Raw genomic sequence first — 23,595 nt, 5'->3', positions numbered from 1 at the left:
CACCCGCCCTACGCGCAGGCGGTGGGGGCGCCGCGGCGGGTTGGCACCCGCCCTACGCACAGGCGGCGGGGGCGCGGCGGCGGGTTGGCACCCGCCCTACGCGCAGGGCGCCATGCGAAAGGGGCGGACGCCTGCGCGCCCGCCCCCTTGATCGTCCCGCATCCTGCGCGTCCTGTCGACCCGGCCCGGCCTGCGCCGGAGGCCGGATCAGGCGGCTTCGCTTTGCGCCGCATCCTCGCCATCGCTCTCGACCTCGTCGGAAGCGGAGGAGGCGCGGGCGCCGCGCATGATTCGGTTCACGTCGACTTCGCGCAGCATGAAGGCCGGCACATGGTCGCCCATGCCCACCACCGGACCGCCGCCGCGGCGACCGCCGCGATCATTGCTGCGGTCGTTGCTGCGGTCGCCGTTGCGATCCGGGTCATTGTTGCGGCCGCGGCGCGATCCGCGGTCCTCCGAGCCCGCGCCGGAATTGCGGCCCCGACGGCTTTCGCGCGGGTCCTCGGAGGCGCCCCGGTCGCGGGGATCCTCCGCGGCCGCGGCGGGCTCGGCGTCCGCTTTCGGCGCCTCGTCCTTCGCCGGCTCGGCCTCGGCGGCGGGCGCTTTCGCGTCCGCGGTCGCCTCGGGCTCCTTGGCGGCGGCGCGGCTGCGACGGCTGCGGCGGGGCTTGGGCGCGGGGGCCTCGGCTTCCGGCGCGGGGGTCTCGGCGGCGGTCGCCTCGGTCACCTGGTCGGCGGCCGGCGCGTCGGCCTTGGCCTCCGCCTGCGGCTCGACGGTCTCGGACGCGTCGGCGGCAACCTCCGGCGTCTCCGCATCCGCGCTCTTGCGGCGCGAGGCGCGCTCGGTCCGCGCGCGGCGGCGGGGACGGGCGGCGACCTCATCCTCATCCACCGCCGGCTTGGCGGCGCGGGACCGGGGCTTGCGCGCGGGCGCGGTCTCGGCCTCAACCGGCGCTTCTTCGCCCGACATGGGATCGTCCATCACCGGCACCGGCTTGCCGAGCAGCTCCTCGATCTTGTCGAGATGCTTCTCCTCATGGCTGAAGCAGATGGTGATCGCCTTGCCCGAGCGGCCGGCGCGGCCGGTGCGGCCGATGCGGTGCACGTAATCCTCGGAATGGATCGGCACGTCGTAGTTGTAGACGTGGGAGACCGAGGGGATGTCGAGCCCGCGCGCCGCCACGTCCGAGGCCACCAGCACGGTGATCTCGTTCGAGCGGAAGCCGTCCAGCGTCTTGGTGCGGATCGACTGATCGAGGTCGCCATGCAGGGCGCCGACGTTCATGCCGTGCTTTTTCAGCGACTTGAAGACCACGTCCACGTCGCGCTTGCGGTTGCAGAAGACGATGGCGTTGGTCAGCGTGTCGCCCTCGGCCACGATCAGGCGGCGCAGGATCTCCCGCTTTTCGCTGTCGGCGACGTCCTTGCGGGCGGCCTTGTGGCGCACGACGCCCTGGGTGATCGTCTCCGCCGCGGTCGCCTGGCGGGCGACTTCCACGCGCACCGGGGCGTGCAGGAAGGTGTCGGTCAGGCGCGTGATCTCCGGCGGCATGGTGGCCGAGAAGAACAGGGTCTGGCGGGTGAAGGGCAGCAGGCCGAAGATCCGCTCGAGATCCGGGATGAAGCCCATGTCGAGCATCCGGTCGGCCTCATCGACCACCATCACCTGGACGCCGGTCAGCATCAGCTTGCCGCGCTCGAAATGGTCGAGCAGGCGGCCCGGCGTGGCGATCAGCACGTCGACGCCGCGGTCGATCAGCTTGTCCTGGTCGCGGAAGGACACGCCGCCGATCAGCAGCGCCATGGTGAGCTTATGATACTTGCCGTAGGTCTCGAAGTTCTCGGCCACCTGGGCGGCGAGCTCCCGCGTCGGGCACAGGATCAGCGAACGCGGCATGCGGGCCTTGGCCCGGCCCTGCGCGAGGATGGAGATCATCGGCAGGGTGAAGGAGGCGGTCTTGCCGGTGCCGGTCTGGGCGATGCCCAGCACGTCCTTGCCCATCAGCGCATGGGGGATCGCCTGCTCCTGGATCGGAGTCGGCTGGGTATAGCCAGCTTCCTCAACGGCCTGGAGCACTTTGGGGTCGAGTTCGAGATCAGCGAAGTTCATCGGGTCCTTTCGCGGGGTCGTCAGCGGTCGGGTGAGGCGGACCGCTGTTCTCCGCGCGGTCCCGTCAGCGCGCCCGTATGGCGCTTGGGCGCGGAAAATACGCTTGATGCGCCGAAAGTCAATGAAAAGGGCGCCGGAGCGCGGGAAAGCGGGTGCTCGACGGGGAGGTTCCGGTCCCGGTCTCCGCGTGACCCGGCGTCCCGCGGCCGCCGACCGTCGTCGCGGCGACGTCATTCCATCGCGCCGATGTCGCGCGGCCGTCGCGGACCCGTGGCGCCGCCGTCGCGATGCGCCGCTAGCCCTTTCCCGCATCGCATCGCATCCTCACGCGACCGGCCGCCCCGGCACTCCTTCGCCGGGGGCGCGCCGTCGCCCCGAAGAAAGGGTCCGTCCCATGTTCGCCCGCCCCATGTTCGCCCGCCCCATGTCCGCCCGCCCCATGTTCGTCCACGCCGCGCTCGCGTCGTCTTTCGCAGCCCTCCTCGCCGCCCCCGCGCTGGCGCAGGAGGAGACCGTGTTCTCCGCCACGCTCGCCGGCCACGCCTATCTGCCGGCCCTGACGCTGGTCGCGCCGCCGGCCGATGCGCCGCGCGACGCCTGGATCTCCGGCAAGTTCACCGGGGCCGCGCGCAACGACGCCCCGATGTCCGTGGCCGGCGACACCGGCGGCCTGCATGGCGGGCGCGAGACCGGCCTGCGCCTGCCCTTCATCGGCCAGCCCCTTCAGGGCCTGTCGGGCTTCGCCATGGACCGGGCCGAGGACGGCTCGATCTTCGTGCTCATCGACAACGGCTTCGGCTCCAAGCTGAACTCGCCCGACGCGCTGCTGAGCTTCACCCGCATGAACCCGGACTTCGACAGCGGCGAAGTGGAGGTGGTCGAGCAGGTCTGGCTGCGCGATCCCAACCGCGTCGCCCCCTTCCGCATCGCTTATGAGGGGACCGAGGCGCGCTATCTGACCGGCGCCGACTTCGACCCGGAATCGATCCAGGTGATCGGCGACACCGTGTGGATCGGCGAGGAGTTCGGGCCCTACCTGATCTCCGCGACGCTGGACGGCGTGCTCACCGGCGTCCACGCCACCCGCGTCGAGGACGCGGAGATCCGCTCCCCCGACCATCCGGCGATGCGGATCCCGGCCGCGGCGGGCGTCGACTACCGCTCGGCCCGTTCCGGCGGCTACGAGGGCATGGCGCTTCAGCCGGGAACCGGCCTGCTCTGGGCGATGCTGGAGAAGCCGCTGCTGCTGGAAGGCGGCGAGGCCGAGGGGCGGTTCCTGCGGGTGCTGGCCTTCGACCCCGCGGCGGGCGACTGGACCGGCGACGACTTCCGCTTTCCGCTGGCCGAGGGCGCGACGGCGATCGGCGATTTCAACTTCATCGACGAGACCCGCGCGCTGGTGATCGAGCGCGACAACGGCGAGGGCGACCCGTCGCTGAAATGCGAGGGCGAGGCCGCGCCCGACTGCTTCCCGCATCCTGCGATGATCAAGCGGGTGGTGCTGATCGACACCGCCGACCGGGACGCGGACGGGACCGTGCGCCGGATCGGCCATATCGACCTGATGAACATCCAGGACCCGGACGGCCGGGCCCGGCTGGAGACGGCGGCGGCCCGCGACCTCACCGGCCTCTACACGCTGCCCTTCTTCACCATCGAGGACGTGATGCGGGTGGACGAGACCCATATCCTCGTGGCGGTGGACAACAACCTGCCGTTCAGCTCGGGCCGCCAGCTCGATCAGGCCATGAACAACGAGTTCGTGCTGCTGAACGTGGCGGAGATGCTCGCCGCCGAGTGATCGCGGCGGGGGCGTCGAGGCGCAGGGCCCCGTCCGGAAATCCCGGGCGAGGCCTTCGTCGTCGTCGCGTCGCTCGTCTCCCGGGTCGCCCGGGGGGCGGCCGGCCGAATGAAGCGGAGAGGGGCGCGCGGCCCTCTCATCCCACCTTGACGCCCCTCCGCCCCGAGCCCCTTCCCGCACAACGGCCGGCAGCGCCGGCTATGGCGGCCGGCGCCTTGCTGGCCGGGTGTGATGGTTAAAGAGTGAACGTGGCGTGAGCTATTTTCTGGAATTTAGGCAAAAATGGTGCAACGCTCAGTATATGTGCATCCGCGGGCGTCGTTCCGTCATTTTTGGGAAAGCGAGACGAGAATGAAATTTCTTCTGGGCGCCGTCGTCGCCGTCGCGGCCCTTCCGGTCACCCAGGCCGTCGCCCTGACCGCAACGCCCGTCGACCTGACCATCCACCGGCAGTCGGACACCACGGCGCTGGTCGTCGGGACCGGCACGACCGACTATGCCGGCGGCGCGCTCCGGCTGATCGACGTCATCCTGGGCGGGGACGGGTATGAAAACACCTATAGCTGGGATTTTCCGGCCAATGACTTCACGCTGGGCGGCGCGTCGATCAACTACGCCAGTTCGGGCGCGCCCGACAGCGGATACAACGACTATTATTTCGACTTCTATTCGGACGACGGCTTCGACATCGGCGACCCGGTCGAGGGCTCGGTCCTGGTCACGCTGGAAAGCGGCGTTTTCGCCGCAGTCGGCGCCAGCGGCCTGGTGGAGGGAGGCGCCGATGTCGAGATCGGCGGCTGGTCGGTGGTCGAAGGCGCGACCGTGCCGCTGCCGGCGGCGGGTTTGCTGTTGATCGGCGGGCTTGGGGTGTTGGGTTTCGCCGGCCGCAGGCGGGCGATCCGAGCCTGCCTCCTCCCGCAGCCGGCGGACGCTCCGCCGCTCGAAGCCGGCTGAAGATCGCCGGGCAAAGACACGACGCCAAACGAAAAAGCGCCGCCCGGGATCCGGGCGGCGCTGACGTTTCGGAGCTGGCGACGCGAGGCGTCAGGGCAGCTTCTTCTGGGTCTTGTCCGCGGTCTCGGACACGGCCTTGCCGCCCGAGGAGATGTCCTCGCCGATGCCTTCGACGGTGTTGCAGGCGGCGAGCGAGAGCAGGCCGAGCGACAGCACGGCCGCGGCGATGCGGGCGGGGGAAAGGATCGGACGGGTCGGGGTCATAACGGGTCTCCGTTGAACGCGAAATCGCCCGAGCAGTTTATCCCGCCCCGCGGCGCAGGCGAGGGGAATTCGTCGTCGGCCGCGAAAAACCGGACGCCGGTCGGGCCGGCGGCGTTCAGCAGTTCCCCTGTCGTTAATCTTGGGTTAATAGTGCGACGACGGTCGGCTGCGCCGGTCGTCCCGCAGCCTCGTCGGCTGCAGGCTTAGCGCCGTATTTTCAACCCCGCGTGCATTAATATGGGGACCATGACCATGTACCGCAAACTCGCCCGATCGGGCCTCACCTCCGTCGCGTTCGGCGCCCTCATGGTCGCCCTGACCAGCGGGCAGGCCAATGCCCTCGCCTCCTTCACGCTCGAAATCGACCGCGTGAGCGACACCGTGGCGGTGCTCAACGCGCCCTATATCCCGAGCAGCCATATCATCACCCGCTTCACCCTGGTGGACGTCGCCACGCTCGCCACCGGCGTGGAAAGCGGCGGCTTCGAGGATGGATCGGACATGCTGATCGACGGCGTCGCGCCGGTGAGCTGGTCGCTCGACGCCGCCGAGGACGACCTCGTCGTCTCGATGGGCGAGGCGGTCACGCTCGACTATTCGCAGACGGGATCGCTGATCGTGCAGCTCACGGCGGGCGTCTGGGCGGCGGTCGGCGCCTCCAACGCGTTCACGACCGACGCGGACGGCTACTACGAAAACTGGAAAATGAACGGCTCCACCTTGACCGAAGAGGATCTGGGCCTGGCCGTCTCGACGGTTCCGGTTCCCGCGGCGGGCGTGCTGCTGGCCGGCGCGCTGGCCCTGCTGGGCGGCCTGCACGCCCGTCGGCGACCCGCCGCCTGACCGGCCCGGACCGCGCGGAATATCGGAAAGGGGCGGCCTGCGCGGGCCGCCCCTTTTCGCGTTTCAGACCAGCATCTCCTTGGTGGCGCTCAGCGTCACCTCCGGATGATCGCGCTCAACCCGGTCGAGATCCCATTGCAGCCGGGTCATGTAGACCGGATCGCCGTCGGAATCCTCGGCCATGTGGCCCTTGTTGGCCTTCATGAAGGCCTCGACCTTGTCGCGGGGACCGGAGATCCAGCGGGCGCCGGTGAACTGGGTCGGCTCGAAGCGCACGGGCAGGCCGTATTCCTGCTCGATCCGGCTGGCCAGGACCTCGAACTGAAGCTGGCCGACCACGCCCACGATGTGACCCGACCCGATCGAGGGCTTGAAGATCTTGGCCGCCCCCTCTTCCGCGAACTGGGTCAGGGCCTTGTCGAGATGCTTGGCCTTCATCGGATCGCCGGCGCGGCAGGTCTGGAGCAGCTCCGGCGCGAAGGCGGGAATGCCGGTGAAGCGCAGGTCCTCGCCCTCGGTCAGCGCGTCGCCGATGCGAAGCTGGCCGTGGTTGGGGATGCCGATGATGTCGCCGGCCCAGGCGTCGTCCAGCACCTCGCGCTCGGAGGCGAGGAACATGACGGGATTGGAGATCGCCATGGGTTTCCCGGACCTTACATGGGTCAGCTTCATGCCGCGCTTGAAGTGACCCGAGCACAGCCGCAGGAAGGCGACCCGGTCCCGGTGCTTGGGGTCCATGTTCGCCTGAACCTTGAAGACAAACCCGGAAACCTTTGACTCGTCAGGAGAAACCTGACGGGATTCCGCCGGCCGAGGCTGCGGCGGCGGGGCGAAATCGGACAGGCCCTGGATCAGCTCCTGCACCCCGAAGGAGTTCAGGGCCGAGCCGAACCAGATCGGGCTCATCGTGCCTTCGCGGAACGCCTTGGCGTCGAAACTCGGCAGCAGACCCTGGGCCATCTCGACCTCGGCCTGCAGGGTCTCGAACTGTCCGGGGCTCATCTTCTCCCCGAGCCTCGGGTCGGAAATGTCGGAAATCTCGAGGCTTTCGCCCCGCACGTTCCGATCCGCCCGGTCCATCACGTTCATGCGGTTGCGCAGCAGGTCATAGGACCCGACGAAGTCGCGCCCCATGCCGACGGGCCAGGAGGCGGGGGCCACGTCGATGGCCAGCATCTCCTGGATCTCGTCGATGATCTCGAAGGTGTCGCGGCTTTCCCGGTCCATTTTGTTGCAGAAGGTCAGGATCGGCATGTCGCGCAGCCGGCAGACCTCGAACAGCTTGCGGGTCTGGGACTCGACCCCCTTCGCGCCGTCGATCACCATGATGGCGGCATCCACGGCGGTCAGCACCCGGTAGGTGTCTTCCGAAAAATCGTCATGGCCGGGCGTGTCGACCAGGTTGAACCAGGTCCCGTTCCATTCGAACGACATCGCGGAGGCGGAGACGGAGATCCCGCGCTCCTGCTCCATCTTCATGAAGTCGGAGCGCGTGCGCCGGGCCTCGCCCTTGGCGCGCACCTGGCCGGCCATCTGGATGGCGCCGCCGTAAAGCAGCAGCTTTTCGGTCAAGGTGGTCTTGCCCGCATCGGGATGCGAGATGATCGCGAAGGTGCGACGGCGTCCGATCTCCGGGGGGAGCACGGGCCCGTTATGGCCGAGGTCCTGCATGGCGCGCGGTATAGGGCCGGGCGGAGACGGCGGCAAGCCGGGGGCGGCCGGAACGGGGGAGTTTAATACTCTTTTAAACATAACTTGAGAGGCCTGAACGCGAGGGACGGGGCGGGGCAGGAGACCTTCGCCATGCGCCAGGGCGCGATCTTGATGACTTTGCTGGGCGGCACGCTCGCGGCCGGCGCTTTGGTCGGCGTCGACAAGCCGGCATGGCCGGGCGCGGCGGAGGAGGAGGCGGAAGCGTTCGCGGCCTCCGACTGGGCGCCGCCGCCGCTGCCCGGGCCTGAGCGGATCGAGGCGCCCGTCCCCACCGGGCTGTCGGCCTCGCCGCCCCGTCGCCCGCGCCTGGCCTTCATGCTGGGTCCGGAAGGCGTCGGGCGCCCCGACGCGCTCGACGCCGCGCAGCGGCGGCGGCCCGCCGAGACGCGCGCCGCGATCTTCCCGTTGACGCTGGTGAACACGGCGGCGCCGTCCGACGACGACGTGTGCGGGGCGCGCGCCGATTGCGTGGCCCCGCTCGCGCTGACCGCGCCGGGCCGGGCGTGGACATGGCCCGCAGGGACGGGGGCGGGCGATACGGGGCCGAAACGCGCGGGGCGGCCGCCGCAGGCGCCGCTCGCGTCCGGCGCGACGGCGGAAGTCGGCCCCTATTCTTCCGGGCTCGCGGACGACGGCGCCGCGGCGCTCGGGGCATCGCCATCGGGCGGCGGGAGCGGCGGGGGGAGCGGGGCGACCTCCGGCGATGACCTGGAGCGCGGGGGCGAGGGGGCGCCGTCCTTCTCCGGGGGCCCGGGGGCGGACGTATCCCGCACGGTGACGGACACGGTGACGGGCGGGGTGACGGGCGGGGCGACGGAGGTCCCGGTCCCGGCCTCGCTGACCCTGCTGGGCGCGGCGCTCGGCCTGCTGGGCGTTCTGGCGCGGCGGCGGCGCGCCTCCGGATAGGGAGAGATCTTCGCAGCGCCGGCGCCGTCACGCCCGGCTTGCCGCGCCCCGACCGCTTCCATAGGGTTCGCGCCACGCGACGCCGAAGCCGGCCGCGCGACGCCCAAGCAGCAAGAGGACGCCCCCATGGATCTCGGAATTCGCGGCAAGACCGCCATCGTGTGCGCCAGCTCCAAGGGTCTGGGCCGGGGGTCGGCGCAGGCGCTGGCCGAGGCCGGCGTGAACCTGGTGCTCAACGCCCGCGGCGAGGAGGCGCTGACCGCCACCGCCGACGCCATCCGCGCCGCCTGCCAGGTGCAGGTCGTGACCGTCCCCGGCGACGTGACCACCGACGCGATCCAGGCCGAGCTGGTCGGCCAGGCCAACGAGATGGCCGGCGGCGCGGTGGACATTCTGGTCAACAATGCCGGCGGCCCGCCCCCGGGCATGTGGTCCGACTGGGACCGGGCCGACTGGGAGAAGGCGCTGAACGGCAACATGCTGACGCCCATCGCGCTGATCAAGGCGGTGCTGCCCGGCATGATCGAGAAGAAGTGGGGGCGGATCGTCAACATCACCTCCGGCTCGGTGCGCTCTCCGATCCCGATCCTGGGCCTGTCGAACGCCGCGCGCGCGGGGCTCACCGGCTATGTGGCCGGCACCTCGCGCCAGGTCGCGCAGTATGGCGTGGTCATGAACAACCTGCTGCCCGGCGCCCATGACACGGATCGCATCGCGGCGCTGGCGGCGAGCGAATCCAAGGCCACCGGCAAGTCCGTCGACGAGGTGAAGGCCGGCCGCGCCGAAGCGCTGCCCACCAAGGCCATCGGCACGCCGGAGGATTTCGGCCAGACCTGCGCCTTCATGTGCTCGGACTACGTGAAGTTCATGATCGGGCAGAACATCCTGCTCGACGGCGGGGCGTTCAACTCGACCACGTGAGCCGGGACGCGGGGGCGGGGCGATGAGCGGGCTCGGAACCCTCCCCCCGCGGATTCGAAAGGGCGGGCCGGACGACGCGCCGGCCTGCGCGGCGATCGAGGCCGAATGCGCGCGCCAGTTCCGCGCAAGCCCGCATCCGCAGGTCGCGGACCGCCCCGCGGCGCCCGCCGCCGCCCATGTCGCGGCGGCGGAGCGGGGGGAGCTTGTCGTGATCGAGCCGGGCGAGACCGCCCCCGGAGCGCCGCGCGGCATCGCCGGGTTCGCCTGGCTGATCGCCGCGCCTCCCTGCCTGCATGTCGCCGAAATCGACGTGGCCCCGCGGTTCCAGCGCCGCGGGCTCGCCCGGGCGCTGCTGGCCCATGCCGAAGGGCTCGCCCGGGCGCGGGGCTTCTCGCATCTCTGCCTCACCACCTTCACGGATGTCGCCTGGAACGCCCCGGCCTATGCGCGGATGGGGTTTCGAGCGATCCCGGCCGACGAGATTCCGGAGATCTGCCGGGCCGACTCCATGCGGCTCGCGGCGCTCGGCTTCGATCCCGCGCGCCGGGTCGCCATGCGACGCCCGGTCTGACCCGCGCTTGCTTCGGAGGTCGGCGGTTGCTAGTCGCTGCTGACTCTTTTGGTCGGATAATCGTCCCCACCCCCCAAAGCCCGAGGCCCCGCGCCGGTGAACTCCTCCGCCCCCTCCGCCGCGCCCGTCGCGGACCGCCCCGCGGGCGACGCCGTCCCGCGGCTGGCGCTGCGCGGACTGGGACACGCCTATGAGGGGCGGCGCGTGGTCGACGACGTCTCGGCCGAGGTCGCGCCCGGCGAAATTCTGTGCCTGCTCGGCCCGTCGGGCTGCGGCAAGTCCACCACGCTGCGCATCGCGGCCGGGGTCGAGCGGCAGGACCGGGGCGAGGTCTGGCTGGACGGCGCCTGCGTGTCCGACGCCGCCCGCCACGCCCCGCCCGAGGCCCGCGGCGTCGGGCTGGTCTTCCAGGACTTCGCCCTGTTCCCCCACCTGACGGTGGCCGAGAATGTCGGCTTCGGCATCCCCCGCGCGGAGCGGTCCCGGGCCGAGGCGCTGCTGAGCCGCGTCGGGCTGGAGGGCTACGGGCCCAAATACCCGCACCAGCTTTCGGGCGGGGAGCAGCAGCGGGTGGCGCTGGCCCGGGCGCTGGCCCCGCGCCCCAGGGTGATGCTGATGGACGAGCCGTTCTCCGGCCTCGACAAGCGGCTGCGCGACGAAGTGCGCGACGAATCCCTGTCGCTGTTGAAGGCCGAGGGCGCAGGCGTCCTGCTGGTCACCCACGAGCCCGAGGAGGCCATGCGCATGGCCGACCGCATCGCGTTGATGCGCGACGGGCGAATCGTGCAGGTCGGCGCGCCCTACCACATCTACAACCACCCCGCGGACCTGCGCGCGGCGGCGTTCTTCTCGGATCTCAACGTGATCCGCGCCCGCGCCCGCGACCGCCAGACCGAGACGCCCTTCGGCCGTTTCCTGACCCCGGGGCTGGAGGACGGGGCCGAGGTCGAAATCGTGATCCGTCCCCAGCACCTGAAGATCGACGCCGATGTCGGCGCCGGCGCCCCCCATCCCAGCATCGCCAACGGCCTTCCCGCGCGCGGGCGGGTCGAGCGGGCGCGGTTCATGGGCTCGGAGAGCCTGATCGAGGTGCGCATGGAATATGACGGCTCGCGCCTGCGCGCGACGGTGCCCGGCGCCTGGCTGCCGCAGCAGGGCGCGGGGCTGTGGCTGTCGCTGCGCCGGGACCGCTGCTTCCTGTTTCCCGCCGGCGGCGCGGCCGCGGGTCACAGCGCCGCGACCTGAACCCAAGGCGACGATCGGGGCTTCAACCGGGGCGCGCGATCCAATACATGTGCGTATGACCGGCTGCGCCCCCGCGCGGCCTTTACGCGAAAGGGAGGCAGGGCCATGGCCCCGAGCATCTGGCAGATTCTGATCGTCGTCGTCCTCATCGTGCTCCTCTTCGGCCGGGGCAAGATCTCGGGCGTCATGGGCGACGTGGCCAAGGGCATCAAGAGCTTCAAGAAGGGCATGGCGGAGGAGGAGGAATCCCCCCGCAAGGTCGAGCGCACCGGCGAGGACGCCGTGGACGTGACGCCGAACGGTGAGAAGAAGGACGCCTGAGGCGCCTGATCCGGCCTTCGGAGGGCGACGTTCATGTTCGATATCGGCTGGTCCGAGCTCCTGATCCTCGGGGCGCTCGCGCTCATCGTGGTGGGTCCCAAGGACCTGCCCGGGATGCTGCGCACCCTGGGGCAGGTGGTTACCAAGGCGCGGCGCATGGCCCGCGACTTCCAGCGCACCATGGAGGACGCGGCCGACGGCTCGGACTTCAAGGACCTGCGCGACGTGCAGAAGTCGATGACCGACTGGAACAGCAAGATCGGGACGGGCGCGCCGCGCAAATACGCGGAGTCGTTCCTCAACGGCGACGACAAGGCCAAGGCGAAGACGCCGGAGCCGGGCTCGCTCGACGCCGCGGACGCCGCCGCCAACGCGCAGTGGGAGGCGGAGAAGGCCGCGGCCGAGGCCAAGGCGAAAGCCGCCGCCGATGCCGCGCCGTCGCCTGCGCCCGCGCCGACGACGGCCCCGTCGCCCGCGGTCTCGTCTCCTGCGGTCCCGTCTTCCGCGCCTGGCGCGCCGGACGCCAAGGGCTCGGCCTGACCCGCCCGGCCGCGCGCCGGACGCGCCGCGGCCCTCCGACCCCGGCCCGCGCCGCCCCGGCGCGCGGCCTTCCGCATGAGGGCGCCGCCCGGCGCGCGCCCGCAACGTCAGTCGCGCGCGCCGCGCGACGCGGGGCCCGGCCCGACCGGCGCCCGTCCGAGAGGGTGAGACCCCGCCGATGAGCGAGACCGAAGACGAGATGGACGCCAGCAAGGCGCCCCTGATCGAGCATCTGACCGAGCTGCGAACCCGCCTGATCCACTCGTTGATCGGGCTCGGCGTGACCATGGTCATCTGCTTCATCTTCGCCAAGCAGATCTTCGACATCCTCACCGGCCCGCTGCACAACGCGCTGGTCGACCGGGGGATGGAGCCGCGGCTGATCTACACCGCGCTGCAGGAGAAGTTCTTCACCGACCTGCGCATCGCCATGTTCGGCGGCGTGTTCCTGGCCTTCCCGATCATCGCCATGCAGGTCTGGAAATTCGTGGCGCCCGGCCTCTACAAGAACGAACAGAACGCCTTCTGGCCGTTCCTGGTGGCGACGCCGCTGCTGTTCATCCTCGGCTCCTGCCTCGTCTACTTCTTCGTGGCGCCGATGGCCTTCGGGTTCTTCCTCGACTACGGCACCACCACCGGCATCGACGACGGCGTCGCGACCTCCACGGAATTCCTCGGCAAGGTCCGGGAATACCTGGACATCATGATGACCTTCCTGCTGGCCTTCGGCATCTGCTTCCAGCTGCCGGTGCTGCTGACCCTGATGGGGCGCGCCGGGCTGGTGTCGGGCGACGGGCTGGCGCGGACCCGCAAATACGCGGTCGTGGCCATCGCCGCCGCCGCCGCCATCCTCACTCCGCCGGACCCGCTCAGCCAGCTCGGGCTCGCGATCCCGGTCTACGCGCTCTACGAGATCTCGATCTTCCTGGTCCGCATGTCGGAGCGCAAGCGCGCCCGCCAGGAGGCCGAGGAGGAGGATGAGGACGACGACGAGCCGGAGGCGGAGGCGGAGGACGACGAAGCCCATGCCGAGGCGGAGTCGAAATCGTGACCGGGTTCGGCCGCCCCCTGAACGCGCCCGAGGACCCGCTCGCCCGCGGCGAAGACCTGATGACCCGCCTCGTCGCGGCGCTGGAGCGGATGAGCCCGCCGCCGCTGGAGGCCCCGGACTTCTCCGCCGCCGACGCTTTCGTCTGGCACGCCTCGCCGGACCGGCTGACCCCGGTCCCCCAGGTCAGCCGGGTGGGGCTGGAGCTGCTGGTGGGCATCGATCGGTCCCGCGAGACGCTGCTGGAGAACACCACCCGTTTCGCCGACGGCGCGTCGGCCAACAACGCGCTGCTCTGGGGTGCGCGGGGCATGGGCAAGTCGAGCCTGGTCAAGGCCGCCCATGCGAAGGTCAACGAGGGCCGCGAGACGCTGCTGATCCTGGTCGAGATCCAGCGCGAGGACATCCCCTCCGTCGGCCGGCTGCTGGGCCATCTGCGCGCCGCCGCGGACCGCCGCTTCATCCTGTTCTGCGACGACCTCTCCTTCGACAAGGACGACGCGCATTACAAGTCGCTGAAGGCGGTGCTGGACGGCGGCGTCGAGGGGCGGCCGGAGAACGTGATCTTCTACGCCACCTCCAACCGCCGCCACCTGATGCCGCGGGACATGATCGAGAACGAGCGCTCGACCGCCATCAACCCCTCCGAAGCGACGGAGGAGAAGGTGAGCCTGTCGGATCGGTTCGGTCTGTGGCTGGGCTTCCACCAGGGCTCGCAGGACGATTACCTGGCCATGGTGCGCGGCTATTGCGACGCCTACGGCATCGAGATCGGGGACGAGGAGCTGCGCGCCGAGGCGATCGAATGGCGCCAGACCCGAGGCGCCGTCTCGGGCCGCGTGGCCTGGCAGTTCATCACCGACCTGGCCGGCAAGCGCGGCGTCAAGCTGGGCTGAGCCGCCCGCGCCACGGCGCGTAGGGCGGGTGCGAACCCGCCTCGCGACGGGGCCGCGTCACTCACCCTCAGAAGAACTTGGCCGGGTCTTCCGAGAACGCCCCGCGGCGCACCTCGAAATGCAGGGTGGCGGCGCGGCCGTCGCCCGGGGCCACGTTGCCCAGCATGTCGCCGGCCTTGACCGGCGCGCCCTTGACCACGGTCACATCGCCCATGCGGCTGTAGACGGTCATCAGCTCGTCCGAATGCCGGACCAGCACGATATTCCCCCACTCGCCCAACGACTTGGAAACCAGCGCCACGGTGCCGCCGGCCGCCGCGCGCACCGGGTCGCCGGCCGAGGCCGCGAAGTCCACGCCATCGTTGCGCCCCGCGCCCGTGCCGGGATTGAAGCCCGAAACGATGCGCCCGGAGACCGGCTTGAGGAACTTGCCCGGCGGCGGCGCGGGCGTGGCCGACACCGGCTCCGGCGTCGCGGCGGCCGCAGGGGCAGGCGCCGGGGCCGGGGCCGGGGCGGGAGCGGGGGCCGCGGCGACGGACGCCGGGGCGGGCGCCGGCGTGGGGGCCGAGATCGGCGCGTTCGGGTCCGACTGATACTGTTGCAGCTCCGGCGAAGCCAGCGGCCGCGCGGGGACCGTGTCGCGGGGCAGGGGCGCCCCGGCGCTCGGCGGCGGCGGCGCGTCGGTGACGGTGCCCGGAGCCGAAATCGTGGTCGGCCCCGTCCGGGCCGGCGCGGCCGTCGAGGGGATCACCAGCACCTGGCCCGGCGTGACGCTGTAATTGGGTCCGGACAGCGCGTTCCAGGTGACCAGCGATTCCGCCGACACCCCATAGGTGCGGGCGATGGAATAGACCGTCTCGCCGGATTTCACGTCATGATAGGCGAGCGCGTTGGGATCGCCCGCGGCCGATGCCGGGGCCTGCGTCGTCGCGTCCCCGTCCAGCGCCCCGGCGACCAGCGCCGGCGACCAGCCGTCATCGCCCGAGGCGGCGGCGGGCGGGGCGGAGGCGGACGGGGCGGAGGCGGACGGGGCGGAGGCGCTCAGGGACTCGGCCGGGGCGGAGGCGGCGGGCGCGGCCTCCGACAACGGCGCGGCGAGCGAATCCAGCGTCGCCTCCTGCCCCCCGGAGAAACCGCCCGACGACCCGTAGCCGCCGTCGCGCGGCGGCAGCACCAATTCGTCGCCCGGCTTGGGCAGGTAGGAGGTGGGCAGGCCGTTATAGGCCGCGAGCTCGGAGGCCGAGACCCCGACCCGCGCCGCCATCGCCGGCACCGTGTCGCCGCTGCGCGCGATGATCGCGGCATAGTCCTGCCGCACGATCACGCCGCGGGAATCCGGGGCCTCGGTCTCCAGGTTGCGCGGCGCGGGGGCCGGGGCCGCGCCGCTCGATGACGTCGGCGCGCTGCGCGGCGAGCTGTCGGAGCCTCCGCCGCAGCCCGCGACCAGGGCCGCCAGCGCAAGCGCCATCGCGGTTCCCGAAGCGCGGGGCCCACGCGTGAGGATCGGGCGGGCCCGGTTCGGATCGCCGGCGGTCGGAAGGATGGAAAGTCGGGTCATGGCTGCCTTACGCATTCTGCAGGCGGTGCGGATCGCAGCCTTCGCGGGGCCGGATCCGCCGGGCCGCTCAGTTGTCCATATCCTCCGCCACGCCCTCCAGCAGGGGGACGAAGCGGACCGGCGATAGTTCGGAATAGACCAGCCCCTCGGGCGTCTTCTCGATGCGCAGCAACTGCTGCATCTCGTCGGACTGCCCCACGGGCAGCACCATGATCCCACCCTCCCGAAGCTGGGAGAGCAGCAGCGAGGGCACGTCCTCCGCCGCCGCGGTCAGCAGGATGCGGTCGAACGGCGCCTGGTCGGGCAGGCCGAGCGCGCCGTCCGCGGTCATGATCGACACATTGGCGAGGCCGAGCCTGCGCTCCACCACTTCGCGCGCCTGGCGGGCGAGCGGGCGGTGACGCTCCAGCGAATAGACCCGCCGCGCCAGCCGGGCCAGGATCGCGGCCTGGTAGCCCGAGCCCGCCCCGATCTCCAGCACCTTGCAGCGCGAGGTCACGGCCAGCGCCTGGGTCATCTGCCCGACCACCGAGGGCTGGGAGATGGTCTGCCCGCAGGCGATCGGCAGGGGCAGATCCTCCCACGCCCGGTCCTTGAAGGAGCGGTCGAGGAAGGCGGCGCGGGGGGTCTTTTCAAAGGCGTCGAGCACGCGCGGATCGGTCACGCCATGGCTGCGCAGCGCGAAGATCAGCTGCATGCGCTGCTCCGGCGTGCCTTCGGCCTCGATCCGCGCGGGCTGGGTCATGCCTCGGCGATCTCCGCCGGGGCGTCGAGCACGCGGGCCACGTCGTCGATGGCGTCATGGGCGGTCACGTCGGCGCGCAGCGGGGTCACGGTGACCCAGCCGTCCGTGCCCAGGCGGGCGTCGGTGTCGTCCTCGCACAGCTCGTTGCCGCGGCCATGGGCCAGCCAGTAATAGGCGCGGCCGTTGGGGGCGACCTCCTCCTGCGCGCGGAAGGCGTTGTCGGGCCGCCGACCCTGGCGCGCAGCGCGCACGCCCTTCACCTTGTCGCCCGAGCAGGGGGGGAAGTTCACGTTGTAGAAGATCCCGTAGCCCCGCAGCGGATCCCAGGGCATGTCGAGCACCTTGCGCACGACGCCGGGACCGGCGCGGCGGGCGGCCTCGAACAGGTCGCCCTCATCCATGCCGACCGCATAGGCCTGGCTGAGCGCGATGGAGCGGATGCGCTGCAGCGCGCCTTCGCGGGCCCCGGCGACGGTGCCGGAATAGGAGATGTCCTCGGCCACGTTGAAGCCGCGGTTGACGCCGGACAGGATAAGGTCGGGCTTCGCGCGTTCCATCAGGTGGCCGAGCGCCATGATCACGCAGTCGGCGGGTGAGCCGTCCACGGCGAAGCGGCGCGGGCCCAGCTGGGTCACGCGCATGGGCTTCGTGTAAGAGATGCAATGGGATACGGCGGACTGTTCGCTCTCGGGCGCAACCGTCCAGACTTCGCCTTCCGGCCCCGCGATCGCGAGCGCGATGTCCTCGGCCGCTTTCAGGCCGGGCGCGGTGATGCCGTCGTCGTTGGTGATCAGAATTCGCATGGAGCCCCCGATGGGACCCGGACCGTGCCGGGACCGATGATGCACCTGCGAGACATAGCTTTGCAGGGGCGCGAGGTCCAGCGGGGCGGGCGTCGCGGCCCGCCGTCTCCGGCCTCGATTCAGGGCCCGCCGCCGCGCGTTGGTCGGCGCGGCGGCGGGCGGGATCAGGCGAGCCTGCCTTCGGCGGTGATGCGCGACGCGCCGCCCATGCGGGGGCGCAGGACGGCGGGGATCTCGATGCCGCCATCGGCCAGCTGGTAATTCTCGATCACCGCGATCAGGGTCCGCCCCACCGCGAGGCCGGAGCCGTTGAGGGTGGCCACGAACTCCGGTTTCGCTTCCGCGTCAGGGCGATAGCGGGCGTTCATGCGACGGGCCTGGAAGTCTCCGCAAAGCGAGCAGGACGAGATCTCGCGGTAGCGGTCCTGACCGGGCAGCCAGACCTCGATGTCATGGGTGCGGCGCGCGCCGAAGCCCATGTCGCCGGCGCAGAGCGCCATGGTTCTGTAAGGCAGTTCAAGGTCTTCGAGGATGCTCTCAGCGCAGCGGGTCATGCGCTCCAGCTCCGCCTCGCCGTCCTCGACGCGGGTGACGGAGACCATCTCCACCTTCTCGAACTGGTGCTGGCGGAGCATGCCGCGGGTGTCGCGGCCCGCCGAGCCGGCCTCGGAACGGAAGCACTGGGTGTGGGCGGTGTAGCGCCGGGGCAGGGCGTCGGCGGGCAGGATGGTCTCGGCGACCAGGTTGGTGAGGGTCACTTCCGCGGTCGGGATCAGCCACCAGCCATTGTCGGTGCGATAGGAATCTTCAGCGAATTTAGGCAGTTGGCCGGTGCCGAGCATGGCCTCGTCGCGGACCAGGACGGGGGTCCAGACCTCGGTCAGGTCGTGGCGGTCGACATGGGTGTCGACCATGTGCTGGGCGAGCGCGCGATGCAGGCGGACGAGGGCGCCGGAGAGGACCACGAAGCGGGCGCCGGAGAGTTTGCCGGCGGCGTCGAAATCCATCAGGCCCATGGGCTCGGCGATGTCGAAATGTTCTTTGGGCGCAAAGTCGTAGTCGCGGGGGGCGCCCCAACGTCTCATCTCGACATTGTCATCCTCGTCCTTGCCGTCGGGGACCGAGGGCAGCGGGATATTGGGCAGCGACATCAACTGGTTGCGGAGGGTTTCTTCGGCCAGTTTGGCCTCTTCCTCCAGCCGGGCGATCTCATCCTTCTTGGCGGCGACGAGACCGCGGAGCCGCTCGAATTCCGCGTTGTCGCCGCGGGCCTTGGCGGCGCCGATCTGCTTCGAGGCGGCGTTGCGGTCGGCCAGCGCGGTTTCCGCGGCGAGAATCGCGGCCCGACGGGATTCATCGAGGTCCAGCAGGGACTTCGAGACCGAAGCTACACCACGCCGGGAAAGCGCCGCGTCGAAGGCGGCGGGGTTTTCGCGGATCAGGCGGATGTCGTGCATGGGAGCCTCCCGGGGGCCGAGTCGCTTGGGTGTGGCGGGTTATGCGACAGCCGGGCGCGGAGGAAAAGGCGCGTGTGAAATGGGGGGTGACATGCGTGCACCGCGCGTGCACCGGGCGTATGCCAAGCGGAAGGGTTGGTTATTGGGCGGGCGGGGTCCAGCGGGCGTAGATTTCGTGAGGCTGGACGGGGGAGTCGAAGGGGGTGGCGGGGTGGTCGGCCAGGTCAGCTAGCGCGCGGCCGGGCGGGGGCCAGGGGAGGTTCTTCCGCGCCCGCCAGTCGCGCCAACGGCTGCGGAAGGCGAAGAAGTTCAGCTTCTCGGCGCACCAATGGGCCGGACGCACGAAGCCCGCGCCTTCGGGCAGGATCACCGAACCATCTGCGAAGATCTCAACCGCCTGTTCAGGTCTGATCCGCAAGACTTCGCTATCCTCCCTCGACTGCACCGCCGCCCCGGCAAGCTGAGCCGCGGTGCAGTCGAGGGAGGATAGCGAAATTTCGCCGAGGGCCGCCCCCTCCATCCCCGCCCCGCGGAGGTCCGCCCCCTCCATCTTCGCCTCGCGGAGGTTCGCCCCCTCCATCCTCGCCTCGCGGAGGTTCGCCCCCTCCATCCTCGCCTCGCTGAGGATCGCCCCCTCCATCCTCGCCTCGCTGAGGATCGCCCCCTCCATCTTCGCCCCGAAGAGGATCGCCCCCTCCATCTTCGCCCAGCTGAGGTCCGCCCCCTCCATCCTCGCCTCGCTGAGGATCGCCCACTCCATCTCCGCCCTGACGAAAAGCATGCCCTGCAACGCCAGCCCGCTGAGGTCGTTGCGCCCGAATTTCGCGCCGCCGAGGTCGGGGCGGTAGCGTGGGGTCCGCTTCGCCTCCTGCGCGCGCTGGTCCGGGCCGCGGCGGCCGAGGATGGTGAGGGCCGTCAGGATGTCGATGCGGGGGCGGGCGGGTTCGTCGAGGTTCTCGGAGTTCTCGCGGATATAGGCGCAGAGGGTCTCCATGATCGGGACGTGATCGCGGAGGCTGTCCTGGGCGATGCGCTCCAGCGCGTAGAGGGCGCCGAGGCGGACTTCGAGATTGGGCTCGGTGCGCTCGGTCGAGCGGTATTCGGTGAGGGGGGCGCCTGCGGCGTCCAGCTCGGGCAGGGGAGCGCCGTCGGGGTCGCGGGCGATGGCTCCGTCGGGGGCGCGACGCCAGATCGGATGCGGCTCGGTCCCCTTCACGGATTTCTCGGCGCCGAGCATCTTCACGGCTTCGTTGATGCGGGTGGTGATGTTGGTGGTCTGCGCGGTCTCCGCTTGCCGGTGAGCGGTCCAGGAACGCCAGGCGAGGAAGGGCAGGCCGATGAGACCGGCGAGCACGAGGGCGAGATTGCGAAGGCCCTCGTGGCCGAGTTCGAGTTTTGCGTCGAAGACGATCGCGGTGAAGCGGAACACCAACCCAAGCAGCAGGATCGTGGCGAGGACCAGCAAGCCGAAGGCGACCTGGGCGAGACCGCCGGGCAGCCCCTCGGCGCGCAGGGAACTGGCCCAGCGTTCCAGTATGGTTTTCGGCTGCGGCCTGTCGTCCTCGCTCAAATGCCCGCCCCCCGTTCAAATCCCGGTCATCCTGCACCGGGACGGGGCGTGGCGCCAGCGGAAGAGGCGCGGGGGATGCGCAGCCGCGCCGCCTTGCGCTCGGCGCCTCCGCGGCTATAGTCCGCGCGCCCTTGCGGGCTCGGCCCGGCTCCCCATCTCAGACCGGCCCGCGCTCGACGGACGCGACCTGTAACGACCCCCTTAAGGAGGCGGCATGTTCATCACTCCGGCCCACGCTCAGACGGCCGCCGGCGGTCCCATGGGGGGCCTCGGCTCCTTCGTGCCGCTGATCCTGATCTTCGTGATCTTCTACTTCTTCATCATCCGCCCCCAGCAGAAGCGCGCGAAAGAGCACAAGAACATGCTCGCCGCCCTGCGCCGCGGCGACCAGGTGGTCACCGGCGGCGGCGTGATGGGCAAGGTCACCCGCGTCAAGGACGACGACCAGGAGATCGAGGTCGAGATCGCCGAGGGCGTGAAGGTCAAGGTGGTGCGCTCCACCATCGCGCAGGTCGTGTCCAAGACCGAACCGGCCGCCGAAAAGAGCTGATCCGACGCCGACGCGGCCCGCCCCTCGCGCTTCCCGCCGCTGGCGACGGAGCGCGGCGGGGGGCGGGACGCGGCCACGTGACACCCGCTTCCCGCGCCGGGCCTTGAGCGCCGCGCCGCGGACGCGACGGAGAAATCCATGCTCCACTATCCCGCCTGGAAGACGGCGCTGGTCCTGCTGATCTGCGCGGCCGGGGTCGTCTTCGCGGCGCCCAACGCCTTCTACTCCACCGTCGAGCGCGCCAATGACGCCCGCGCCGCCATCGAGGCCGGGACCGCCGGGCCGGAGGCGGAAGCGGAGGCCGAGGCCTGGCCGTCGTTCCTGCCCTCGTCGCTGGTCAATCTCGGGCTGGACCTGAGGGGCGGCGCGCATCTGCTGGTCGAGGTCGCGGTGGACGATGTCCATGCGGAGCGGCTGGACGCGCTGTGGCCCGAGGCGCGGCGCACGCTGCGCGAGCTGCGCGACCAGGTGGGCCCGTTCCGCCGGGTCGAGCGGGACGGCGAGGCGGAGCTGGCGATCCGGCTGGAGGACGCCGAGGCGGCGGATATCGCCGTCGACGCGCTGCGCGAGCTGGCGCAGCCGGTGGGCGGCGGGCTGCTGGGCGCGGGCGGGCCGGACCTGGAGGTCGACGCGGAGGGGCGCAACATCTCGATCCGCCTGACCGAGGGCGCGATCGCGGCGATGGACGACCGCACCATGGCGCAGAGCCTTGAGATCGTGCGGCGGCGCATCGACGAGACCGGCACCCGCGAGCCGACCATCCAGCGCCAGGGCGCGGACCGGATCCTGGTGCAGGTGCCGGGCATCGGCTCGGCCGAGGAGCTGCTGGCGATCATCGGGAAGACCGCCAAGCTGACCTTTCACATGGTCGACAGCGTGACCGACGCGGCGGGGCAGGCGGGGCCCAACCAGATCAAGATGCCCGACGCCGAGGATGCGGGGCGGTTCTACCTGCTGGAGCGCGACGCGCTGATCACCGGCGACCGGCTGACCGACGCCCAGCCCGGCTTCGACAGCCGCACCGGACAGCCGGTGGTGAACTTCCGCTTCGACGCCGCCGGCGCGCGGCGCTTCGGCGAAGTGACCGCGGCCAATGTCGGGCGTCCCTTCGCCATCGTGCTGGACGACGAGGTGATCACCGCGCCCAACATCCGCGAGGCGATCACCGGGGGCTCGGGCCAGATCTCGGGCAGCTTCACGGTGGAGAGCGCGTCGAATCTGTCGATCCTGCTGCGGGCCGGCGCGCTGCCCGCGGAGATCACGGTGCTGGAGCAGCGCACGGTCGGCCCCGACCTGGGCGCGGATTCCATCGCGGCCGGCGAGATCGCGGTGGTCGTGGCCTTCGGCGCGGTGCTGGTGGTGATGTTCGCCAGCTACGGGATGTTCGGGCTCTACGCCAATATCGCGCTGATCCTCAACGTGGCGCTGCTGCTGGCGATCCTGTCGCTGATCGGGGCCACGCTGACCCTGCCGGGCATCGCGGGCATCGTGCTGACCATCGGCATGGCGGTCGACGCCAACGTGCTGATCTTCGAGCGCATCCGCGAGGAGCTGCGCGCCGGCAAGGGCCCCGCCCGCGCCATCGAGACCGGCTATGAGCGCGCCTTCACCGCCATCATCGACGCCAACGTCACCACCTTCATCGCGGCCGTGCTGCTGTTCGCCATCGGCTCCGGCCCGGTGAAAGGCTTTTCGGTGACGCTGGGCGTGGGCATCGTGACCTCGGTGTTCTCGGCGATCATGGTCACCCGCCTGATGGTGGCCGTCTGGTTCGCGCGCGCGCGGCCCAAGACCCTGACGGTTTGAGGAAGGGACGACGGACATGCGCCTGAAACTGATCCCCGACGACACCAAGATCGACTTCATGGGCTTCCGCAGGATCGCGGTCGCCTTCTCCATCGTCCTGATCGTGGCGAGCCTCGCGGTCACCGCGCTCCAGGGCCTGAATTTCGGCATCGACTTCAAGGGCGGCATCATGATCGAGGCCCGGACCGAGGGTCCGGCCGATGTCGGGGCCATCCGCTCCGCGGTCAGCGATCTCGGGCTTGGCGACGTGGCGGTGCAGGGCTTCGGCGCGCCGCAGGACGTGCTGATCCGCATCGGCGTGCAGGAGGGCGACGGCAACGCCCAGATGCAGGTCGTCGGCCAGGTCGAGGCCGCGTTGCAGGAGGCCATCGGCGGCATCGAGACCCGGCGGGTCGAGGTGGTCGGCCCCAAGGTCTCGGGCGAGCTGGTCCAGCAGGGCGCGCTGGCCGTGGGGCTCGCGGTGTTCTTCATGCTGATCTACATCTGGCTGCGCTTCGAATGGCAGTTCGCGCTGGGCGCGGTGATCGCGCTGGTCCATGACGTGGTGCTGACCATCGGCGTGTTCTCGGTCACCAGCCTGGAGTTCAACCTGTCGATCATCGCGGCGCTGCTGACCATCGTGGGCTACTCGCTCAACGACACGGTGATCGTCTTCGACCGCATCCGCGAGAACCTGCGCAAGTTCAAGCAGATGTCGCTGGCCGAGGTGCTGAACCTGTCGATCAACGAGACCCTGAGCCGGACCCTGATGACCTCGGGCACCACGCTGGTGGCGCTGGTGGCCCTGTGGGCGCTGGGGGGCGAGGTGATCCGCGGCTTCACGCTGGCGATGATCTGGGGGATCGTGGTGGGCACGTATTCGTCGATCTTCATCGCCTCGGTGCTGGTGCTGCGGCTGGGCGTGAAGCGGGACTGGTCCAAGCCGGACAAGACCGGGCCGGCCGGGACCAATTTCGGCGGCGCGCAGGTCTGAC

At 70.8% G+C, this 23,595-nt stretch carries 22 protein-coding genes; 14 read left to right on the top strand and 8 right to left on the bottom strand.

The window, feature by feature from the left end; translation table 11 throughout:
• Positions 1 to 207: 207 nt before the first annotated feature.
• On the bottom strand, positions 208 to 2,109 hold the full coding sequence (locus tag BLV24_RS04295; RefSeq protein ID WP_092679867.1) for a DEAD/DEAH box helicase: 1,902 nt from the start codon (positions 2,107 to 2,109) through the stop codon (positions 208 to 210).
• 439 nt (positions 2,110 to 2,548) lie between these two features.
• Between BLV24_RS04295 and BLV24_RS04290 the strand changes: the two genes are divergently transcribed.
• Both BLV24_RS04290 and BLV24_RS04285 read left to right on the top strand, forming a co-directional pair.
• Positions 2,549 to 3,910: an esterase-like activity of phytase family protein gene (locus BLV24_RS04290; protein WP_092680265.1), complete on the top strand. Its 1,362-nt coding sequence runs from the start codon at positions 2,549 to 2,551 to the stop codon at positions 3,908 to 3,910.
• A 351-nt stretch (positions 3,911 to 4,261) separates the two neighbouring features.
• Positions 4,262 to 4,864: a VPLPA-CTERM sorting domain-containing protein gene (locus BLV24_RS04285; RefSeq protein ID WP_143040208.1), complete on the top strand. Its 603-nt coding sequence runs from the start codon at positions 4,262 to 4,264 to the stop codon at positions 4,862 to 4,864.
• Between the two features lie 90 nt (positions 4,865 to 4,954).
• Here the strand turns inward: BLV24_RS04285 and BLV24_RS04280 are convergent, their stop codons facing one another.
• Positions 4,955 to 5,128, bottom strand: coding sequence for an entericidin A/B family lipoprotein (locus BLV24_RS04280; protein WP_092679865.1), 174 nt, complete (start codon positions 5,126 to 5,128; stop codon positions 4,955 to 4,957).
• Between the two features lie 252 nt (positions 5,129 to 5,380).
• Between BLV24_RS04280 and BLV24_RS04275 the strand changes: the two genes are divergently transcribed.
• Complete coding sequence (locus tag BLV24_RS04275; RefSeq protein ID WP_092679864.1) at positions 5,381 to 5,971, top strand: hypothetical protein; 591 nt, start codon at positions 5,381 to 5,383, stop codon at positions 5,969 to 5,971.
• A gap of 63 nt (positions 5,972 to 6,034) precedes the next feature.
• On the opposite strand, the gene BLV24_RS04270 is transcribed toward BLV24_RS04275, so the two are convergent.
• Positions 6,035 to 7,642, bottom strand: coding sequence for a peptide chain release factor 3 (locus BLV24_RS04270; protein ID WP_092679863.1), 1,608 nt, complete (start codon positions 7,640 to 7,642; stop codon positions 6,035 to 6,037).
• Between the two features lie 132 nt (positions 7,643 to 7,774).
• Here BLV24_RS04270 and BLV24_RS04265 point away from each other — a divergent pair, with 132 nt between their 5' ends.
• The 8 genes from BLV24_RS04265 (at position 7,775) to BLV24_RS04230 (ending at position 14,132) form a co-directional block, all read left to right on the top strand.
• Positions 7,775 to 8,590, top strand: a complete 816-nt coding sequence (locus tag BLV24_RS04265; RefSeq protein WP_092679862.1) for a PEP-CTERM sorting domain-containing protein — start codon at positions 7,775 to 7,777, stop codon at positions 8,588 to 8,590.
• A 126-nt stretch (positions 8,591 to 8,716) separates the two neighbouring features.
• Positions 8,717 to 9,511, top strand: coding sequence for an SDR family oxidoreductase (locus tag BLV24_RS04260; protein WP_092679861.1), 795 nt, complete (start codon positions 8,717 to 8,719; stop codon positions 9,509 to 9,511).
• Positions 9,512 to 9,533: 22 nt separating this feature from the next.
• Positions 9,534 to 10,082 (top strand): GNAT family N-acetyltransferase, encoded by a 549-nt coding sequence (locus BLV24_RS04255; RefSeq protein ID WP_092679860.1) that lies wholly within the window; start codon positions 9,534 to 9,536, stop codon positions 10,080 to 10,082.
• 96 nt (positions 10,083 to 10,178) lie between these two features.
• Positions 10,179 to 11,327 carry an ABC transporter ATP-binding protein gene (locus tag BLV24_RS04250; protein ID WP_245710378.1) on the top strand — a complete coding sequence of 383 codons (1,149 nt, stop codon included), beginning with the start codon at positions 10,179 to 10,181 and terminating at the stop codon, positions 11,325 to 11,327.
• 105 nt (positions 11,328 to 11,432) lie between these two features.
• Complete coding sequence (locus BLV24_RS04245) at positions 11,433 to 11,648, top strand: twin-arginine translocase TatA/TatE family subunit (RefSeq protein WP_092679859.1); 216 nt, start codon at positions 11,433 to 11,435, stop codon at positions 11,646 to 11,648.
• 33 nt (positions 11,649 to 11,681) lie between these two features.
• The gene (tatB, locus tag BLV24_RS21885; RefSeq protein ID WP_176954613.1) at positions 11,682 to 12,188 is read left to right on the top strand and encodes a Sec-independent protein translocase protein TatB; all 507 of its coding nucleotides are present in this window, start codon (positions 11,682 to 11,684) and stop codon (positions 12,186 to 12,188) included.
• A gap of 178 nt (positions 12,189 to 12,366) precedes the next feature.
• Positions 12,367 to 13,239 carry a twin-arginine translocase subunit TatC gene (tatC, locus tag BLV24_RS04235; RefSeq protein WP_092679858.1) on the top strand — a complete coding sequence of 291 codons (873 nt, stop codon included), beginning with the start codon at positions 12,367 to 12,369 and terminating at the stop codon, positions 13,237 to 13,239.
• 59 nt (positions 13,240 to 13,298) lie between these two features.
• Positions 13,299 to 14,132: an ATP-binding protein gene (locus BLV24_RS04230; protein WP_092680263.1), complete on the top strand. Its 834-nt coding sequence runs from the start codon at positions 13,299 to 13,301 to the stop codon at positions 14,130 to 14,132.
• A 67-nt stretch (positions 14,133 to 14,199) separates the two neighbouring features.
• On the opposite strand, the gene BLV24_RS22760 is transcribed toward BLV24_RS04230, so the two are convergent.
• The 5 genes from BLV24_RS22760 to BLV24_RS04205 all read right to left on the bottom strand — a co-directional run bounded on the left by BLV24_RS22760 (position 14,200) and on the right by BLV24_RS04205 (position 20,265).
• Positions 14,200 to 15,600, bottom strand: coding sequence for a LysM peptidoglycan-binding domain-containing protein (locus BLV24_RS22760; RefSeq protein WP_176954612.1), 1,401 nt, complete (start codon positions 15,598 to 15,600; stop codon positions 14,200 to 14,202).
• A 157-nt stretch (positions 15,601 to 15,757) separates the two neighbouring features.
• Positions 15,758 to 16,435: a protein-L-isoaspartate(D-aspartate) O-methyltransferase gene (locus tag BLV24_RS04220; protein WP_092679856.1), complete on the bottom strand. Its 678-nt coding sequence runs from the start codon at positions 16,433 to 16,435 to the stop codon at positions 15,758 to 15,760.
• A complete protein-coding gene (surE, locus tag BLV24_RS04215) occupies positions 16,432 to 17,238 on the bottom strand; it encodes a 5'/3'-nucleotidase SurE (RefSeq protein ID WP_092679855.1) in 807 nt (268 codons plus the stop codon). Before surE ends, BLV24_RS04220 begins: the two co-directional genes overlap by 4 nt.
• Positions 17,239 to 17,402: 164 nt before the next feature.
• Positions 17,403 to 18,695 carry a serine--tRNA ligase gene (gene serS / locus BLV24_RS04210; protein WP_092679854.1) on the bottom strand — a complete coding sequence of 431 codons (1,293 nt, stop codon included), beginning with the start codon at positions 18,693 to 18,695 and terminating at the stop codon, positions 17,403 to 17,405.
• Between the two features lie 139 nt (positions 18,696 to 18,834).
• Positions 18,835 to 20,265: a pentapeptide repeat-containing protein gene (locus tag BLV24_RS04205; protein ID WP_092679853.1), complete on the bottom strand. Its 1,431-nt coding sequence runs from the start codon at positions 20,263 to 20,265 to the stop codon at positions 18,835 to 18,837.
• Between the two features lie 214 nt (positions 20,266 to 20,479).
• Here BLV24_RS04205 and yajC point away from each other — a divergent pair, with 214 nt between their 5' ends.
• The 3 genes from yajC (at position 20,480) to secF (ending at position 23,594) form a co-directional block, all read left to right on the top strand.
• Positions 20,480 to 20,815 (top strand): preprotein translocase subunit YajC, encoded by a 336-nt coding sequence (gene yajC / locus BLV24_RS04200; RefSeq protein WP_092679852.1) that lies wholly within the window; start codon positions 20,480 to 20,482, stop codon positions 20,813 to 20,815.
• 138 nt (positions 20,816 to 20,953) lie between these two features.
• The gene (secD, locus tag BLV24_RS04195) at positions 20,954 to 22,621 is read left to right on the top strand and encodes a protein translocase subunit SecD (protein WP_092679851.1); all 1,668 of its coding nucleotides are present in this window, start codon (positions 20,954 to 20,956) and stop codon (positions 22,619 to 22,621) included.
• A 16-nt stretch (positions 22,622 to 22,637) separates the two neighbouring features.
• Complete coding sequence (gene secF, locus BLV24_RS04190) at positions 22,638 to 23,594, top strand: protein translocase subunit SecF (protein ID WP_092679850.1); 957 nt, start codon at positions 22,638 to 22,640, stop codon at positions 23,592 to 23,594.
• The last annotated feature ends 1 nt before the right edge of the window (position 23,595 follow it).

Source organism: Albimonas donghaensis (assembly GCF_900106695.1).
Classification (GTDB): domain Bacteria; phylum Pseudomonadota; class Alphaproteobacteria; order Rhodobacterales; family Rhodobacteraceae; genus Albimonas; species Albimonas donghaensis.
Note: the sequence above shows the minus strand (reverse complement) of the source record. Positions and strands in the feature narration are given on the sequence as shown.